This window comes from Enterococcus sp. 3H8_DIV0648, assembly GCF_002140655.1.
GTDB classification, from domain to species: domain Bacteria; phylum Bacillota; class Bacilli; order Lactobacillales; family Enterococcaceae; genus Enterococcus_A; species Enterococcus_A hulanensis.
In genome coordinates this window covers 350,517-366,527 of the sequence record NZ_NGLG01000002.1, presented here as the reverse complement: position 1 = coordinate 366,527, position 16,011 = coordinate 350,517, and the positions used below count along the sequence as shown (strand labels likewise).

Annotated in this window: 14 protein-coding genes; 3 read left to right on the top strand and 11 right to left on the bottom strand. The window is 42.6% G+C overall.

All coding sequences use genetic code 11. From position 1 onward, the window contains the following. Nucleotides 1–59 precede the first annotated feature (59 nt). Genes A5875_RS18175 through A5875_RS23830 form a run of 3 tightly spaced genes read left to right on the top strand, consistent with a single transcriptional unit; the run spans nt 60 to nt 2,777 of the window. Entirely contained in the window at nt 60–743 is a 684-nt protein-coding gene (locus tag A5875_RS18175; RefSeq protein WP_088934999.1) for a response regulator transcription factor, read from the top strand. Beyond that, nucleotides 740–2,173 carry a sensor histidine kinase gene (locus A5875_RS18170; protein WP_088934998.1) on the top strand — a complete coding sequence of 478 codons (1,434 nt, stop codon included), beginning with the start codon at nt 740–742 and terminating at the stop codon, nt 2,171–2,173. The genes A5875_RS18175 and A5875_RS18170 overlap by 4 nt, the downstream gene beginning before the upstream one ends. Nucleotides 2,174–2,228: 55 nt before the next feature. Continuing rightward, nucleotides 2,229–2,777: a hypothetical protein gene (locus tag A5875_RS23830; protein ID WP_176244748.1), complete on the top strand. Its 549-nt coding sequence runs from the start codon at nt 2,229–2,231 to the stop codon at nt 2,775–2,777. Nucleotides 2,778–2,839: 62 nt separating this feature from the next. On the opposite strand, the gene A5875_RS18160 is transcribed toward A5875_RS23830, so the two are convergent. The 11 genes from A5875_RS18160 to A5875_RS18110 all read right to left on the bottom strand — a co-directional run bounded on the left by A5875_RS18160 (nt 2,840) and on the right by A5875_RS18110 (nt 15,996). Further along, on the bottom strand, nt 2,840–4,636 hold the full coding sequence (locus A5875_RS18160; RefSeq protein WP_088934997.1) for a heavy metal translocating P-type ATPase: 1,797 nt from the start codon (nt 4,634–4,636) through the stop codon (nt 2,840–2,842). A 148-nt stretch (nt 4,637–4,784) separates the two neighbouring features. Next, nucleotides 4,785–5,306 (bottom strand): class I SAM-dependent methyltransferase, encoded by a 522-nt coding sequence (locus A5875_RS18155; RefSeq protein ID WP_088935844.1) that lies wholly within the window; start codon nt 5,304–5,306, stop codon nt 4,785–4,787. 226 nt (nt 5,307–5,532) lie between these two features. Further along, nucleotides 5,533–6,225 (bottom strand): response regulator transcription factor, encoded by a 693-nt coding sequence (locus tag A5875_RS18150; protein WP_088934996.1) that lies wholly within the window; start codon nt 6,223–6,225, stop codon nt 5,533–5,535. Between the two features lie 10 nt (nt 6,226–6,235). Then, nucleotides 6,236–8,806, bottom strand: a complete 2,571-nt coding sequence (locus A5875_RS18145) for a sensor histidine kinase (protein WP_088934995.1) — start codon at nt 8,804–8,806, stop codon at nt 6,236–6,238. Nucleotides 8,807–8,871: 65 nt separating this feature from the next. Then, nucleotides 8,872–9,402, bottom strand: a complete 531-nt coding sequence (locus tag A5875_RS18140; RefSeq protein WP_088934994.1) for a potassium-transporting ATPase subunit C — start codon at nt 9,400–9,402, stop codon at nt 8,872–8,874. 15 nt (nt 9,403–9,417) lie between these two features. Continuing rightward, the gene (gene kdpB / locus A5875_RS18135) at nt 9,418–11,448 is read right to left on the bottom strand and encodes a potassium-transporting ATPase subunit KdpB (protein WP_088934993.1); all 2,031 of its coding nucleotides are present in this window, start codon (nt 11,446–11,448) and stop codon (nt 9,418–9,420) included. A 15-nt stretch (nt 11,449–11,463) separates the two neighbouring features. Beyond that, entirely contained in the window at nt 11,464–13,140 is a 1,677-nt protein-coding gene (gene kdpA, locus A5875_RS18130) for a potassium-transporting ATPase subunit KdpA (protein WP_088934992.1), read from the bottom strand. A gap of 223 nt (nt 13,141–13,363) precedes the next feature. After that, complete coding sequence (locus tag A5875_RS18125) at nt 13,364–13,768, bottom strand: pyridoxamine 5'-phosphate oxidase family protein (protein ID WP_088934991.1); 405 nt, start codon at nt 13,766–13,768, stop codon at nt 13,364–13,366. A 76-nt stretch (nt 13,769–13,844) separates the two neighbouring features. Further along, the gene (locus A5875_RS18120) at nt 13,845–14,051 is read right to left on the bottom strand and encodes a helix-turn-helix domain-containing protein (RefSeq protein WP_088934990.1); all 207 of its coding nucleotides are present in this window, start codon (nt 14,049–14,051) and stop codon (nt 13,845–13,847) included. Nucleotides 14,052–14,063: 12 nt separating this feature from the next. Beyond that, nucleotides 14,064–14,603, bottom strand: a complete 540-nt coding sequence (locus tag A5875_RS18115) for a hypothetical protein (protein WP_088934989.1) — start codon at nt 14,601–14,603, stop codon at nt 14,064–14,066. Between the two features lie 145 nt (nt 14,604–14,748). Further along, a complete protein-coding gene (locus A5875_RS18110) occupies nt 14,749–15,996 on the bottom strand; it encodes an MFS transporter (RefSeq protein WP_088934988.1) in 1,248 nt (415 codons plus the stop codon). Nucleotides 15,997–16,011: the final 15 nt, after the last annotated feature.

Below are 16,011 nucleotides of genomic sequence, written 5' to 3'. Positions count from 1 at the left end.
TTCTACTATTGAATTACGTTATAATTGAAGTAATACTTTTTAAGCGCAAGGAGGCCGCCATGAAAATTTTGATTATTGAAGATAATCAGCAAATCGTCAAAGTTTTGACTCGTTACTTAAATGAAGCCAATTATGAAACTGCCGTGGTTTACGATGGAAAAGATGCTCTCCCCTACTTTGATAGTCATTCGGTCGATTTTATTCTTTTGGACATTATGCTTCCTCATGTGAACGGCTTTGATATTTGCCAGCAGATTCGCGAAAAATCCACCGTTCCGATTATTATGATCACCGCTAAATCTGAGGATGCCGATCGAATTTTAGGATTGGAAGTTGGCGCGGATGATTATATTATCAAACCTTTTTCACCTAAGGAAGTCCTCTATCGGATCAAAGCGATCATGCGGCGGATTGATTTTGAAAAAGGAACCATAACGAAATCCTTGAACTTAGGTTCAATACGCCTGCTGCTGGAAAATCGCCAAGCAATCGTCAACAATCATGAAATTAAACTGACTAAAAAAGAATTTGAGCTGCTCGTTTTATTCGCAAAGTACCCGAACAAGGTCTTTACCCGCGATAATCTGCTGGATGCTGTTTGGGGCTATGATTATTATGGTGACAGCCGCACCGTCGACAGTCATATCAAACGGCTGCGGGCAAAATTGAAAAATGCCGGAGTTGAAGACTGCCAAATCGAAACCGTTTGGGGAGCTAGCTATCGAATCGAGGTCACGCCATGAAAAAAATTACGATTCGTCTGATTAAACAATTTGTGGCACTCTTGCTGTTTTTTGCGCTGATGATTGCCTTTTTCTTTGGGATTCTTTTTGCTAAACAAACAGAGGATCTCCATCTTGAGGAAATGACTCATCGCAGTGAATTAATCAGTAACACACTTTCGGATTATTTTGCGGGTGCTCCGCTGGTACATTCGAATCATGGAAGCGGGTCAAATGGGTATGGGGCTTTTTTGCGTTTTTTGAATCAAATTGCTGGGGAAGATATTTGGATTTTAGATGAACAGCTGGATTCTCTGATCGATTATGCTCATCATAATCAAAAGCAAGTACCTGCTGGGATGAATAAGTCCGTTGAAAAAGCTTTTCGCACTAAAAAAATGCAGGTCGCAAAAAGCCGTAAGTTTTTCCAATTGCAGGAGCTTAGTGTCGTCACACCGATTCTTTTAGATGGTGAAGTTGAGGGTGTCGTATTGATGCACTCGAAGGTCGATGCTATTCATAAAAATCAACTGTCAGGCTATTTGATGCTGCTGATGAGTTTGCTGGTTTCTGTTTTGATTGCGAGTTTACTGGCTTGGCGGCTCTCAAAACGATTCGTCAAGCCGATTGAAGATATGCGAAATTACGCAGACCAATTAACGCAGGAAAATTATCAGGCACCGCTTGAGATCAATACCCGCGATGAGCTGCAAGAGCTTGGTGACCAGTTGACACACTTGTGTCATCGTTTGGCTGAAGCTAAACAGGCGCGTGAAGGCAAAGAACAAGCTGAAAAAGATTTTCTCTCACAAATTTCTCATGAATTACGAACACCGGTCATGGTGATTAAAAGTTCATTAGAGGCAATCAACGAAGGTCTGCTGACCACCGATGAAGAAAAAGCGTATTTAAAGCAGCTTTTACTGGAAAGTACGGATTTGGAGCGCTTAGTCAATGATCTTTTAGAGCTGAGTCGTTTGCAATCAACGGATTTTCAGCTGCAAAAAGAAACGATCAATCCTTTAGATTGTATTGAGGATGCCTTACGCCGCTACCGATTGCCATTAAAAGAAAAGAATCAGCAGGCGCACCTAGCTAACCAATTGACCGAACCAAAAATGATTCACGGCGATTATTTAAGAATTACGCAAGCATTGAAAATTCTGCTAGATAACGCAAATAAATATGCTCCCGCAGATTCTATTATTGAGTTGAAAATTGCTGAGCAGGAAAAATTTTTAGCCATTACGATTGAAAATTCTTTAGATCAGCAAATTTCGGATGTCTCTCGCCTCTTTGATTCATTTCAACGAGGAGATCGAAATCAAACTTCAGGAACAGGTCTTGGCCTAGCCATCGCAAAGCAAGTCATTCGCCGACACCAAGGTGAAATTTATGCAGAAACCGATCAAGACAAATTTAAAATCACGATTTTGCTGCCTAGTCTCTAATTGCCACACTTTTGCCATAATTTCCTTTTATTCTATAGTTGAGGAGGAGATTTATATGGGAAAAAAGAAACTCGCAATTAGTTTGTTGGTCTTCGCGGGCGTTTTAAGTTTTTCGGAAACGAAAGTCGAAGCTGCAAATCAGCACCACCTACTCAACCAGATGCATTATCATGCGATTAACAATATTTATAAGCCAGCGCAAAATTGTGCCGTTTTACAAAATCGCATCCTAGATCAATATTGCAAACAACCAACCACAAAAGTCGCCTATCAACACGTGCAGAAAAATACACAACAAGCAACTCAACAACAGGCGAATCAACAGCAGGCTGCCCAACAACAAGCCACTCAACAACAGGCAGTTCAACAACAGGCAGTTCAACAACAGGCTGTCCAACAGCAGGAAGCAGCCCAACAACAAGCGGCCCAGCAACAAGCGGCCCAACAACAGGCGGCTCAACAACAGGCAGCCCAAAAACAAGCTGCCCAGCAACAAGCAGCCCAGCAACAAGCAGCCCAGCAACAAGCTGTCCAACAGCAGCAACGTACCCATCACAATTACACACCGCAACAAGCGACCGGTCATCATAATCGGCACCATTAAAAGAAACCAGCAAAATTTCGACGTGAAATTTTGCTGGTTTCTTCTATTATAATAGTGAACGACTACCTATCTTTTCTGGCTCTCAAAGCGGATAAAATTGACACAGTATCAATCACTTCCTGCAAGGCTGCACCCAATAATGCTGGAATGATGCCGGTACTTGCAATTAACATCAAAATTATACAAATCACGAGTCCGATCAATACGGACTGACGAGCGATCCGCATCGTATCTTGCGATAAGCGGACAGCTTCTGACACTCGACTTAGATCGTCCTTCAAAATCACGGCATCGGCACTTTCGCTGGCCGCGGTTGAACCATGAGCGCCCAGCGCAATGCCCACATCTGCGACTGCCAACGCTGGAGCATCATTCACGCCATCGCCTACCATGATTCCTGGTCGATCTCCGTCATTTAACGTTTTTAATACATTAATCTTTTCTTCCGGCAAGCATTCTGCATGCACTTCTGTTATTCCTACCTCATGGGCGATTTGCTTAGCGATCGATTGATGATCGCCGGTAAGCATGATGGTTTTCTTAATTCCCAAGTCATTCAACGCTTTGATGGTATCGGCGGATTCTTTGCGAACGATATCGGTAAATGTGATGTAGCCGATATATTGATTATCGATGGAAACATAGACTGCCGTATGTTCATTGGTTAATTCAATTGGCGAACCGGCAAAAGAAGCTTTCCCGACGCGAATGTTTTTGTCATTTACCTTTGCTTGGATTCCTTGACCTGTGATTTCTTCCAACTCAGTAACAGGGAACAAGTCGAATTTTTTCTCTTTTGCAAAGGCGACTAATGAACGAGCCAAAATATGACTAGACTCTTGTTCGCCGCTGGCCGCATAGGTGATTAAGTCTTCTTTTGAAAAATGATCAGAAGCAACCTCGATATCTTCTACTGAAAGCTTCCCTTCCGTCAGGGTCCCCGTTTTATCGAAGGCGATGCTTTTTGCGTTTGCTAATTTTTCAATCGTTGTTCCGGTTTTAACAACGATCCCATTTCGGCTTGAACGGCTCATACCTGCAACTAATGCCACCGGTGCTGCCAAAATCAACGGACATGGTGAAGCAACCACTAACACTTCCGCGAAACGAACGGGATCTTTTGAAACAAACCAAGCAATACCGCCAATTACATAGGCGATAATCGTGAAAGGAACCGCGTAACGATCGGCCAAGCGGACAAAGTGAGCCGGTTTTGCTTCTGATTCCTTGACCAATTTTACCAATGTCTGATATTGACTGTCTTTGGCTGCCTTCGTTACTTTAAACCGCAAGGCCGCGTCACCATTAATCGAGCCAGACATTAATTCATCATTTTGTTTCTTTTCGATGGGCTTAGATTCTCCTGTCAATGACGACTCATCCACAAAAGATTCACCTTCTACGACTCGTCCATCAACCGGCACTAATTCTCCCGGTTTTACTAAAATCAAATTACCAACTTCGACTTCTTCAACCGCAAGATCAGTGATTTCCTCGCCTTTTAGTCGATGTGCAGTTTGCGGTGAATTATCTAAAAGCGACCGTAATTCACGACTTGCTTGATGACTGGCATAATCTTCTAAGCTGTCGCCGCCAGTTAGCATAATCAAAACCATCAGACTTGCCCAATATTCACCGACTAAGAGCGTAGCCACGATCGCGGTAATCGCTAAAATATCTACGCCGTATTTTCCTGAACGCAATGTCTCGATCATTCCAATCAGCATAGTGACTGTCATGATCCCACCAACAATAGCCACTAACCAAAAAGCTAAGCGATTCTGATGAAAACCAAACTCCAAAATCAATGCGACGATCCCGATCATCACAGTTAATAAAAACTTCTTTATATTACTCATACGAGCGCCTCCAATTTTCTTCAATATCAGATTAGCACTCTGATATTCTAATTGAAAATAAGAACACCTTAATGAGAAAGATAATCATTAACAGCTTACAAACGTTCACCCTCACTTTAAAATAACTATAATTAAGCGCTTTATATTTTTAACTAGATAACTTCATAATTCGATAGCAAATCCAGTCCTTCGTTTGATGACTGGCAACTAAATCAAGTCCTAAATTTGCTAAATAGATTTGAAATTTATCGACCTCTGCAAAATCTGGCAAATAGTATTTTACTTTGGAGCGTTCGCAAGCAATCCAACATTCACCACTTGGTACTAAAATCCGTTCTATCTCCATCAATGCTTGATCTAGCTGTTCCCAGTGAAAATGGGTCTGAAAGGCAAAAATCAAGTCAAAAAAATCTGACGGATATTCGGTTTTGTCGATGCTCATTTCTTCGAACGTCGCTGAGGCTGAATAATGCTTACTGGCTTCGAGAATCGCTGTTTTGGAACAATCGATGCCATAGATTTGACTAGTAGGAAAATGTTGATGAAGATAGTTGGTTGAAGCGCCGTTTCCAACGCCAATATCTAAAATATTTTTAGGCGTAGGCCTGTTCACAAAGCTTAATGTCCAACTAACCATTGGTAAATAAGCGCGATTCCAGATTCGCATCATCCAAGTTCCGATCTTTCCACTAGGATTTTTCGATTGTCTGATTAAACTTTTAAAAATTAAATATAAAGCAAGTCCGCAAATAACTATCAGTAAGAAAATGATGATGGACACCTCCCCTGTTTTTATCTTAGTGTACTAAAAGAAGGGATAATAAAAAACCAAACAATCAAAATACGCTCAATTTCTCAAGTATTTGATCGTTTGGCTTTTAGTTTGCGATGTTTTCTTATTGTTCCGATCGATGGTCACGCAGGCGATAGCCTACACCGATCTCCGTAATCAAGTATTCAGGCTTCAACGTATCCTGTTCGATTTTTTTGCGGATGTTGGACATATTTACCCGCAGTGTTTGGGAATCATCACTATAAGGTCCCCAGACTTCTGTCATTAACGTTTGATAGGTGACCACCTTGCCTAATTGGCGAAACATCAGCGCTAAAATGCGATATTCATTTTTAGTCAGATGAATCTCATGATTGTCCTTATAAACCAATTGCTTTTCGAAATCGATTTTCAGATTTTTATTTTCTACAATAGTTAATGCTTCAGTCTGAACGTTTTGATGACGTAAGGCTGTGCGAATCCGCGCCAGTAACTCATTCGTACCAAATGGCTTGGTCACATAGTCATCTGCCCCTAAATCCAGCGCCTTCACTTTTTCTTCCTCATTATTTCTGGCAGAGATAATAATGATCGGCAGGTGCATCCGTTTGCGAAGAATTTTCAGCAGATCGATCCCGTCAATATCAGGCAGCCCCAAGTCTAACAAGACCAAATCAATCGATGTTGTTTGAAAAGCGGTCAATGCTTCCATTCCTGTACTGGCGACCGTTAATTGATAGCGTTCCTGCTCTAAAACAACCTCCATAAAATCCGTGATATTTAGATCATCTTCGATTAATAAAATGGATTGCTTCATAAACATCCCCTCACTTCAAATAAATTCTAACCAGTGTTCTACCTGCGCCTACGGTCATTTCCATTTTGCCATTATGAGCATGGATGATCGTTTTGACGATACTCAAGCCGATTCCCAAGCCATTTTTTGAATCTACCGGGACTTCATTTGCGCTAGCTAAGTTTGACTGGATTTTTTGAAATTGCTTCAATGGCATTTCACCGTGATTTTCGATTTCAAAGACTGTCTGGCCCTTTTCCTGATAAACGATCAGTTTAACCGGTTGATTTTTTTCTCCATGACGAAAGGCATTTTCCACCAGATTGAATAATGCCTGCTCGATCAAAATAGGATCTGCTTGAATAAAAATGACCTCTGACGGCAGTTGAATCTCGACTTGACCATCGGGATAAACTTTTTTTAAGTGCTTATAAACCGCTTCGATGATTTCTTCCACCGGTTCAGCCGTTTTCGTGACCTTCATCGTATCCATGTTGATACGAGTAATTGATAATAAATTTTCAACCATGCGAATCAGCCATTGTGACTCTTCTTGAATATCCTTTAACAGCTTTTGACGCGTCTCTTCTTTTAAATCAGTTCCGACGCCTAATGTTTCAGCAATCCCTGAGATTACTGTCAGCGGTGTTCGTAAATCATGGGAAACTGCTCGTAAAAGATTGCTGCGAACTTTTTCCCGCTCGTTTTCCAGTTCAACTTGTTCTTTTTCTTCCTTCAATTCCGTTTGTTCTAAAATAACGGCGATCTGAGTCAATACCAGCTTCAAATAGTTGAGTTGATCATTTTCTAATTCGAGATTGGCATTTCGTTCAATGCCTAATACCGCTAATGTTTTTCCGCTTGCGATGATCGGCAGATAAAATCCTTTGGCCCCAATCAAGGTGTCTGTGCCATTGCCGGCTTCTTTTTGATTTTTTGCAGCCCAAAAGGCAACGGCCGCTTCATCTTTATTTGCCAAAATCGTTTGCTTTTCAGCGACACAATGAACACTCTCTACTTTAGCCAAACGATCAAAAATGATCACTTCACGTTCTAGCAATCGTGATAAATACGTCGCAGAAATATCGAGAATCTGTTTTCGGCTTTCTGCTAAAACGTACTGCTTGTTTAATTCATATAAAATTTCCATCTGATGCTCTTTTTCCATCGAACTGTCGGCTTGTTTTTTCAAACGAACCATCAAATTACTGATCATCAGGGCGACCACCAGCATGATTAATAAAGTGATCGGATAGCCTTGCTTGTAGACCGTTAGTGAATACAAAGGCTCCACGAAAAACCAGTTGAAAGACAAGACACCTAATATAGAAGAAAGTGAGCTCCAAAAATAGCCTGAGGTAGTTCGAGCTACTAATAAGATGAAGAAAATATAAATTAGCATCAAATTTTGATCACCGATATGCAGGTATTGCATCAATTCCGTCACGATCGTCGCTAAGATGACAGCACCGATCGCAATTCCGAAGTCTTTTCCTCCACCTTCGATCACCTTGCGGGTCTTAAAGAACCAGGTTTGCTTTTCCTCACTAAAGGGAATCAAATGGAGCTCCGTATCATTCAAGCGCTTCAGCAAGCGATCATCGAAGGCTTCGGTAAAAATTTTTTCATACCAAGGCTGACGCAGATTCTTTCCCATGATAATATCGGTGACCCCGGTCATTTTGGCAAATTCAACGATCGTCTCAAAGCTGTCATCTTCCTCAATGCTGATCACCTCGGCTCCTAATTTTTCCGCCAAAGGAATGTTGGTAGACGTATTTTCTTGAGTGCGAACCTGAATCACCGTCCACTCCGCAGCTAATCCTTGAGCCAAACGCGCTGTCCAGCGAATACATTTTTCGGTCATTTTAGGAAAAGCATCGTTCACCACTGTCAGTAATTTACTTTGAATGCCAATTGTTTTTCCGCTGATCCGGTTAATATGATCCGATGCTCGTTGAATCGCCAAGCCCCGCAGCTGATCCAGCTTTTGCGGAATAAAGAAGTTTCTCAACGCCCGTCTGGCATTTTCATTGGCGTAGATTTTTCCCTGCTCCAAGCGTTCGATCAGCTCGTCCGGTTCCACATCGATCACTTTTATCGTTGCCCGCTGCAAAAAAGTGTCCGGCACGGTTTCCTTGACCTCGATTCCGGTAACCTCTTCAACGATATCATTCAGGCTTTCGATATGCTGAACATTGACCGTGGTGAAAACATCGATGCCGGCATTCAGCAGTTCATCCACATCTTGATATCGTTTACGATTTCGCGACCCTTCCGCGTTGGTATGAGCCAGTTCATCGATCAGAACAATTTCAGGCTTCTGCTGAATGATCCGATCAATATCCGGCTCCGTTAAGATCATTTGCTTATATAAAATTTTTTTCGGCGGAATTTGCGGTAGTCCTTCTAATAATCGATTAGTGTCCGGCCGATCATGAGGTTCGATGTAGCCGACCATTACATTTTTCCCCATCAGCAATAACTCATGAGCTTCTGCCAGCATCCCATACGTTTTTCCGACACCTGCCGCAAATCCGAAAAATACTCGCAGCCGTCCCCGTCGTCCATCGCCTAATTGTTTTTCCTCTGATGCTTGCATCATCGCCCCTCCCTTCTTTTTTGCATAACAATTCTCTAACCAAGTGGTTAGAGAATCTTTTGGTATTATGCCTCTAGTTTATCTAATGCGAGGTTCAACTGCAAAACATTGACATACTTTCGTTCAGAAAACCAATCCTTCTGACTATGCTCATCGATGACTTTATGAATTGCCTGCTGAGACAGTCCGCGTTCCTTGGCAATCCGAGCAACCTGAAATTCAGCCGCTGCCAAGCTGATATCCGGGTCCACGCCGCTGGCAGAAGCCGTTACGAGATCGTTGGGAACTCTTTTTTCTGTTGGATTTTTTGTTAATTCGGCCGCTGTACGTTTTTCGACCAATTGCTTTTGCTCCGCTGAAACCGGCGAAAGCTGGCTAACCTTTTCGCTGCGTCCAGAGAAATATTTCGCTTGATCAAAGTTCTGTCCGATCAATTTTGACCCGACGACCTGATCATTGACCGTTACTTGGCTGCCGTTGGCTTGCTCTGAAAAGAATAATTGGCCAATGCCGGTGACCACAACAGTATACAGTCCGCCAAAGACGATCAAACTCAAAATCAGAAAACGCAAGCTGCCTAGAATACTTTTTTTCATTGTTCTTGCTCCTTTTTATAAAATGATCAGTGAAAGGATCACATCAATGACCTTGATAAAGATAAAGGGTGCGATGATTCCGCCAAGTCCATAGATCAGCAAATTGTGCCGTAAAATTTGACTGGCAGGTTTTTCCTGATACTTCACCCCTTTTAATGCTAGCGGGATCAAAGCTACGATGACCACCGCGTTATAAATGACCGCCGACAGAATCGCTGTTAAAGGACTGCCTAACCCCATGATGTTCAAGCGATCCAATTGCGGATAAATACTGTAAAACAACACGGGAATCACCGCGAAATATTTCGCGATATCATTGGCGATACTAAAGGTCGTTAAGGCCCCGCGCGTCATCAATAATTGTTTACCGATCTGAACTACCTGCAGCAGTTTGGTTGGACTGGAATCCAAGTCGATCATATTTCCGGCTTCTTTTGCCGCTTGAGTTCCGGTATTCATCGCCATCGCCACATCCGCCTGAGCCAATGCCGGTGCATCATTGGTACCATCGCCAGTCATTGCTACTAAATGACCTTTTTCTTGATAGTCGCGAATCAGGTCCATTTTATTTTCAGGCGTTGCTTCGGCTAGAAAATCATCCACGCCCGCTTCTGCCGCAATCGCTGCTGCGGTCAAAGGATTATCTCCAGTGATCATAATCGTCTTGATCCCCATCTTGCGCATATCGGCGAATTTATCCTTCACGCCATTTTTGACAATATCCTTTAAGTAAACAACGCCCATCACGCGATTATTTTTTACGACGACTAATGGTGTGCCGCCTGCGCGAGCGATTTTATCCACGAGCGTGTCGCATTCCGGCGGATAGACTTCACCTTTAGATTGCACATATTTTTTCATTGTATCCGCGGCACCTTTACGAATTTCATCTCCGCGATAATCAATCCCGCTCATTCGTGTTTTCGCACTGAAGTCGATAAATTTAACTTCTGATTGCTGAAATTCTCTTTCCCGCAAATTAAACCGTTCTTTTGCTAAGATCACGATGCTGCGACCTTCCGCTGTTTCATCGGCCAAGGACGATAATTGTGCCGCATCGGCAAGCTGCTCTTCACTGACACCATGAACTGGCAAAAATTCGCTCGCCCGGCGATTTCCCAATGTAATGGTTCCTGTTTTGTCCAGTAAAAGAACGTCCACGTCACCTGCCGCTTCGATCGCACGACCACTCATAGCAATTACGTTTTCTTTAGTCAAACGGCTCATGCCGGCGATACCGATCGAAGAAATCAAGGCGCCGATTGTTGTCGGTGCCAAGCAAATCAGCAAAGCAATCACAATAATCATGGATAAGGCTTCCCCTTTTCCTGATAACTGACTGCTAAAAGCGGTAAAGGGTACCAATGTGATGGACACGGTTAAGAAAATAATCGTCAAGGTGATCAAAAAAATCTGCAAGCCGATCTCATTCGGCGTCTTTTTTCGTTGGGTCCCTTCTACCATAGCGATCATTTTATCTAAAAAGGATTGACCGTTTTCCGAAGTTACCCGAATCACCAAATAATCAGAAACAACAGTCGTACCGCCAGTTACTGCACTGCGGTCGCCGCCAGATTCGCGGATCACTGGCGCCGATTCACCGGTGATGGCACTCTCATCCACTGAAGCGGCACCTTCAATCACATCGCCGTCAGCTGGAATCTGCTCTCCAGCGCGGACATAAACCAAGTCGCCCCGCTTCAAATCAGAAGAACGTAATTCTGTGAAATTTTCGTCTTTGATATCGGCTAGACTCGTAATTTTATACGTCATGACTTCTTTTTTGGCCTGTTTCAAGCTATCGGCCTGGGCTTTGCCTCGTCCTTCTGCCACAGCTTCGGCGAAATTGGCGAAAAGCAGCGTCAACCAGAGAAAAACAGTTATCGAAATGCTGAACCACACTGGCACACGCATTGGATAAAAGCATAATACCGTAGTGATGATCGCGCCTAGATAGACGACGAACATCACAGGATTTTTGATTTGTTGGCGCGGATCTAATTTTTTAAAGGATTGGCCCGCTGCCCATTGATAGATTTTCTTCATTTTCACTCACTCCATCTATTTCATCGTAAAGAATTCAGCGATTGGGCCAAGCGCTAAGGCTGGCAAGAAGCTTAATGCGCCAATCACCAAAATAACAATAATCAGCATGGAAACAAAGGTTGGGCTGACTGTCGATAATGTCCCCGAGCTTAAAGCCGCCTTCTTTTTACTTCCCATGTTTTCGGCTAAGAACAGGATCGCGATGATCGGCAAATAGCGGGAAATGACCATCATTAAGCTGCCTAAAATATTTAGGAATGGCGTATCGGCCAATAAGCCGCCAAAAGCACTACCATTATTGTTCGCTAATGACGTTGCACCATACAGCAATTCACTGAAGGCATGAGGCCTGCTATTCGTCAGCCAAGCCAGCACATCAGGATGTACTACCAATGCCATCGCTCCAAAAAGCGTCAGCATCAACGGTGTTAAGATCACCAGACTGGCCATTTTGATATCGAAGGCTTCGATTTTCTTCCCTAAGTATTCCGGTGTGCGGCCGACTAAAAGTCCGGCAATAAAGACTGCCAACAGTAAAAATGCCAGCATCCCATAAAGTCCGCTGCCGACTCCGCCGAAAATGATTTCTCCCAGCTGCATCAAAAACAGCGGGATCGCACCGCCAAGCGGAGTAAAGCTATCCATCATCGCATTGACAGAGCCGTTCGAGGCTGCCGTCGTTCCCACCGACCATAAGCTTGACCAGCCGACACCGAAACGGATTTCTTTTCCTTCCAAATTGGTGGAGCCAAGCACTCGTGCAAATTCTGGTCCATAATATTCGCTGAATGCCACACCGATAAAAGCTAGTAATAGGAAAAACAAAGAGACGACCATAATAGTCCGACCTTGTTTCCAATCCTTGACCCAAAAACCAAAGGCAAAGATTAACGCCGCTGGAATCAGCAGAATCGCAATATTTTCTAAAAAGTTAGAAAACAGTGTCGGATTTTCGAAAGGATACGCCGAGTTGGCACCGAAAAAGCCGCCGCCGTTGGTACCTAACTGCTTGATCGCAACCTGACTAGCGACTGGTCCCAAATACAGCCAGAGACTTTTCCCTTCCAAGCCTTGATAAGCCGCCCCTGTTTTGAAGGATTGGACTGTTCCTTGCGAAATCAATAGAACGGCAAAAATCATTGCTAACGGAAGCAGGATATAGACTAAACTGCGGGTCAAATCCTGCCAAAAGTTTCCTAAAGCTTTCTTTCTCACCTGTGAAAGTCCGCGAAGCAACGCCACCAAGACAGACAGCCCCACGCCTGCTGATACAAAATTTTGAACGGTCAAACCAAACATTTGCGATGTGTTTGATAAGGTCGTCTCACCAGCGTATGCCTGCCAGTTGGTGTTCGTCACAAAGCTTGCTGCCGTATTAATGGCTAAAGGCAGCGATAAATTTTTTACTGCCGAACCTCCCGGCAGAAAATGCTGCGTCATTAAGAGTACGACCAGCAAGATAAAAGAAAAAAGACTTAACATGACCACATTCATCGCATAGCGTTTTGCCGACATTTCTTTTTTGCTGATGGGACCGATCGCTTTATAAAACAGCTCCTCGACCGGTCGTAAAAAGCGGACACCTTTGGGAATTTTCCCCTGCATGATTTCCTTGATGTACCAGCCTAACGGCAAGGCCAAACCTAATAAAATAAATAGGAAAAATAATCCTTGATAAATTACACTGCTCATAGCTCTTCCCCCTTAAATAAAAACCAGAAAAGATAGCTCATTAATAAGAGGCCAATCAATCCTAAAATAATCGTCATTTCATTTCTCTTCCTTTCAAATCGGTCCACTAAAAAGCGCCACGCTATCCTTTACCCTGTAAGCATAAAAAAAAAGACCTAAAGATAGTGTGAAACTTGCCCTCATTTCTTTACACTATCTTTATATGGTCTTTTTATTTGAAATTTTAAAAAGTCGTAACGTTGAAATTCTGGTAAAACTCCCCATGTTCACAAGTGAATTTCAAGACGGTGAAATCCGGTAATCCTCCGCCCTTTTCATAATAAATCTGATAATCATCCTGCCAAAAGTCAATCTTCTCAGGCTCTTTCGTTAAAACCTGCATCTCCCCCAGCAAGCTGATCCCAGTAAATGCGGCCGCATCATAAAAGTACAAACAGGCTTTAGCATTATCCAAGAATTGCTTTACTTTATTGGAAGAAGTATTCGTGTGAAGATAAAACGTATTTTCCTCCACTTTTATCGGCTTCAGCATCGCCCGAATCATTGGAAACCCATCTTGTGTGACTGATCCTAAAAAACAAAGACTCCCATTTTCTATCAACCGTACCCATTCTTTTTCGTAATCCATCTCCTACTCCTTTGCTTTTTATCCAGTATTTCAAAAACGAAGCAAAAAAACAAGATAAGCCATAAACTTATCTTGCTCACTCTTTTTGATAGATCAGAATATCGCCCGGCTGGCAATCAAGGACTTCGCAAATTTTTTCTAAGGTTGAAAAACGAATCGCGCTGACCTTGCCATTTTTTAACCGAGAGAGATTGGCGGTCGTGATGCCAACTTCATCAGCCAAATCATTCAGCTTCATCTTTTTCTTTACCATCTCAAGGTCTAATTGAACTTGAATTCCCATTGTGTCCACTCCTTAGACCGTGTCATCGGATAATTTTTGTAAGGCCATGCCATATTTGAACATCCCTGTCATGCAGAGCATGAGCAGTCCAAAAATAAACATCTCGCCTATTTTAAAGCTGAAAAAGTTCGCGTTTGGCGAGGCAAACGAGAGAATGATAGAATACAGCGGTTCTTGAATAAGCGCTAGCAAAATGATTCCGAATGAAACAATCGTCAATCGGCGTGTCTGCTTTTCGCTAAAGGGTGTCTTCTCAAGCCAAATATCCAATAAAACATTACTACCGATAAACAGTAAAATTGCCGCAACGAATAATCCGAATGACTCAGCAGTAATTTGAGCTAGACCGATCTGTGAATTTGTAAACTTCGCTAAACTACCACTGCTGGTTCCAATCAAAGCAAAGCCTAATGAAGAATCTCTGCTCACTTCAAACGTTCCATTTAGATAACTGCTAATTTTCACAAAAATAGAAACAACTGCAACTAGTGCCATAAATTTTAGAACCCAATTTAACGCGCCGCATAGATTTTGAAATCTTCTCACATTCATCGTCATGCCCTCCCTTTCAATAATAGTTCAGCATGGATATTAACGATTAACAATCTTTTTTTGTCGTTAAACGATAATTTATTATTGATTATCAAAATACGCATCAAAAAAGCACGCCAGCTTCGATAACTGGCGTGCTTGCTAATTATTCTTTGACTGTTTTGTAGACATCGCTGTCCTTTGTTTCTTTGAACAGCTTGAAGCAAACAAAAGAGATTACAAGTACTAACCCGCTGATCAGTAATAACGGTATAAAGATCGAAGCGTTCGTTTGCTTGAACAATAGACCCATCATTAATTGACCAAGGGGAACCGCGCATTGACAAACCGCAATTACGGTTGCCATGATTTTTCCCAAATTTTCTTTAGGAGTGATGCGCTGAATCAACGAGATCATATAAACAGAGATCGCGCTAAGCATCATCCCGATCACAATTTCCATCAAAATGACGATCATAAAGCCAACGCCGGTTCCAGTGATGCTCAGAAGAATATTCATGACCAATAAGGCAATTCCTGAATACATAAAGGTCCGGTAAAAATTGTTAAACTTCAAGTTTTTAGTCAGCGGACCAGCGAACACTGCGCCAATAATACTTGATAGACTAAAGACTGCCATCCCGACACCGTACATCGTATCATTTACCTGCAGCGTCATTCGCAAAATCACCGGCAAGCCGACGATGAAAAATGAAGTCAGTACAAAATTGATCGATGCGGCCATAATGATGGTCTTAAAAATTACTTGATTGTTCTTTACTTCTCGAAAGCCATCCTTTAAGTCGGCCGTTAAAATTTCTAAGACCGTTCCCGGTGATTGCTCGCGTTTTTCAAATGGAATCTTCAAGAAGCTTTCGATGATCGCCGCTGCTGCGAAGAAGAAAATACTGCTGCCGACCAGCATGTTTGCACCAACTAATCCATAAAAAATCCCGCCAATGATCGGCGCAATTACATTTGACAATTGTAAAATACCGTTAGATAAGCCATTGATTTTTTCTAAATCCTTTTCCTCTACCAACAAAGGAATACTGGCTCCTACAACAGGTGTATCAAAGCTTCCGACAATCGCTAAAATGAAAAGCAAAAAGCCGATCGCCAAAACGGATTCTGAAGTTCCGATTACTAAAAAGAGCAATCCGGCGATAATCGCATTGGCGACATCCATCAGCACCATCAACATTTTCCGATCAAAACGATCCGCGATCGCACCGCCGATCGGCGCAAATAGTACCGGAATACTTGAAATCGCCAATACTGTCGCAAAAATATCTGCTCTTCCTGTAACATCTAATACAAACAACGACAAAGCAAATCGTAAAATTGCCCCGCCAAACACTGAAATAAATTGCCCCAACATTAAAAATGTAATATTTTGTTTATTCCCTTTCACACTTTTACCCACTCT

Bases quoted from the DNA above. Each gene is read 5' to 3' on its own strand.
- A5875_RS18150 (WP_088934996.1), bottom strand. From the start codon at position 6,225: ATGAAGCAATCCATTTTATTAATCGAAGATGATCTAAATATCACGGAT.
- A5875_RS18120 (WP_088934990.1), bottom strand. From the start codon at position 14,051: ATGGGAATTCAAGTTCAATTAGACCTTGAGATGGTAAAGAAAAAGATG.
- A5875_RS18145 (WP_088934995.1), bottom strand. From the start codon at position 8,806: ATGCAAGCATCAGAGGAAAAACAATTAGGCGATGGACGACGGGGACGG.
- A5875_RS18160 (WP_088934997.1), bottom strand. From the start codon at position 4,636: ATGAGTAATATAAAGAAGTTTTTATTAACTGTGATGATCGGGATCGTC.
- A5875_RS18175 (WP_088934999.1), top strand. From the start codon at position 60: ATGAAAATTTTGATTATTGAAGATAATCAGCAAATCGTCAAAGTTTTG.
- A5875_RS18140 (WP_088934994.1), bottom strand. From the start codon at position 9,402: ATGAAAAAAAGTATTCTAGGCAGCTTGCGTTTTCTGATTTTGAGTTTG.
- kdpA (WP_088934992.1), bottom strand. From the start codon at position 13,140: ATGAGCAGTGTAATTTATCAAGGATTATTTTTCCTATTTATTTTATTA.
- A5875_RS18170 (WP_088934998.1), top strand. From the start codon at position 740: ATGAAAAAAATTACGATTCGTCTGATTAAACAATTTGTGGCACTCTTG.
- A5875_RS23830 (WP_176244748.1), top strand. From the start codon at position 2,229: ATGGGAAAAAAGAAACTCGCAATTAGTTTGTTGGTCTTCGCGGGCGTT.
- kdpB (WP_088934993.1), bottom strand. From the start codon at position 11,448: ATGAAGAAAATCTATCAATGGGCAGCGGGCCAATCCTTTAAAAAATTA.
- A5875_RS18115 (WP_088934989.1), bottom strand. From the start codon at position 14,603: ATGAATGTGAGAAGATTTCAAAATCTATGCGGCGCGTTAAATTGGGTT.
- A5875_RS18125 (WP_088934991.1), bottom strand. From the start codon at position 13,768: ATGGATTACGAAAAAGAATGGGTACGGTTGATAGAAAATGGGAGTCTT.
- A5875_RS18155 (WP_088935844.1), bottom strand. From the start codon at position 5,306: ATGATGCGAATCTGGAATCGCGCTTATTTACCAATGGTTAGTTGGACA.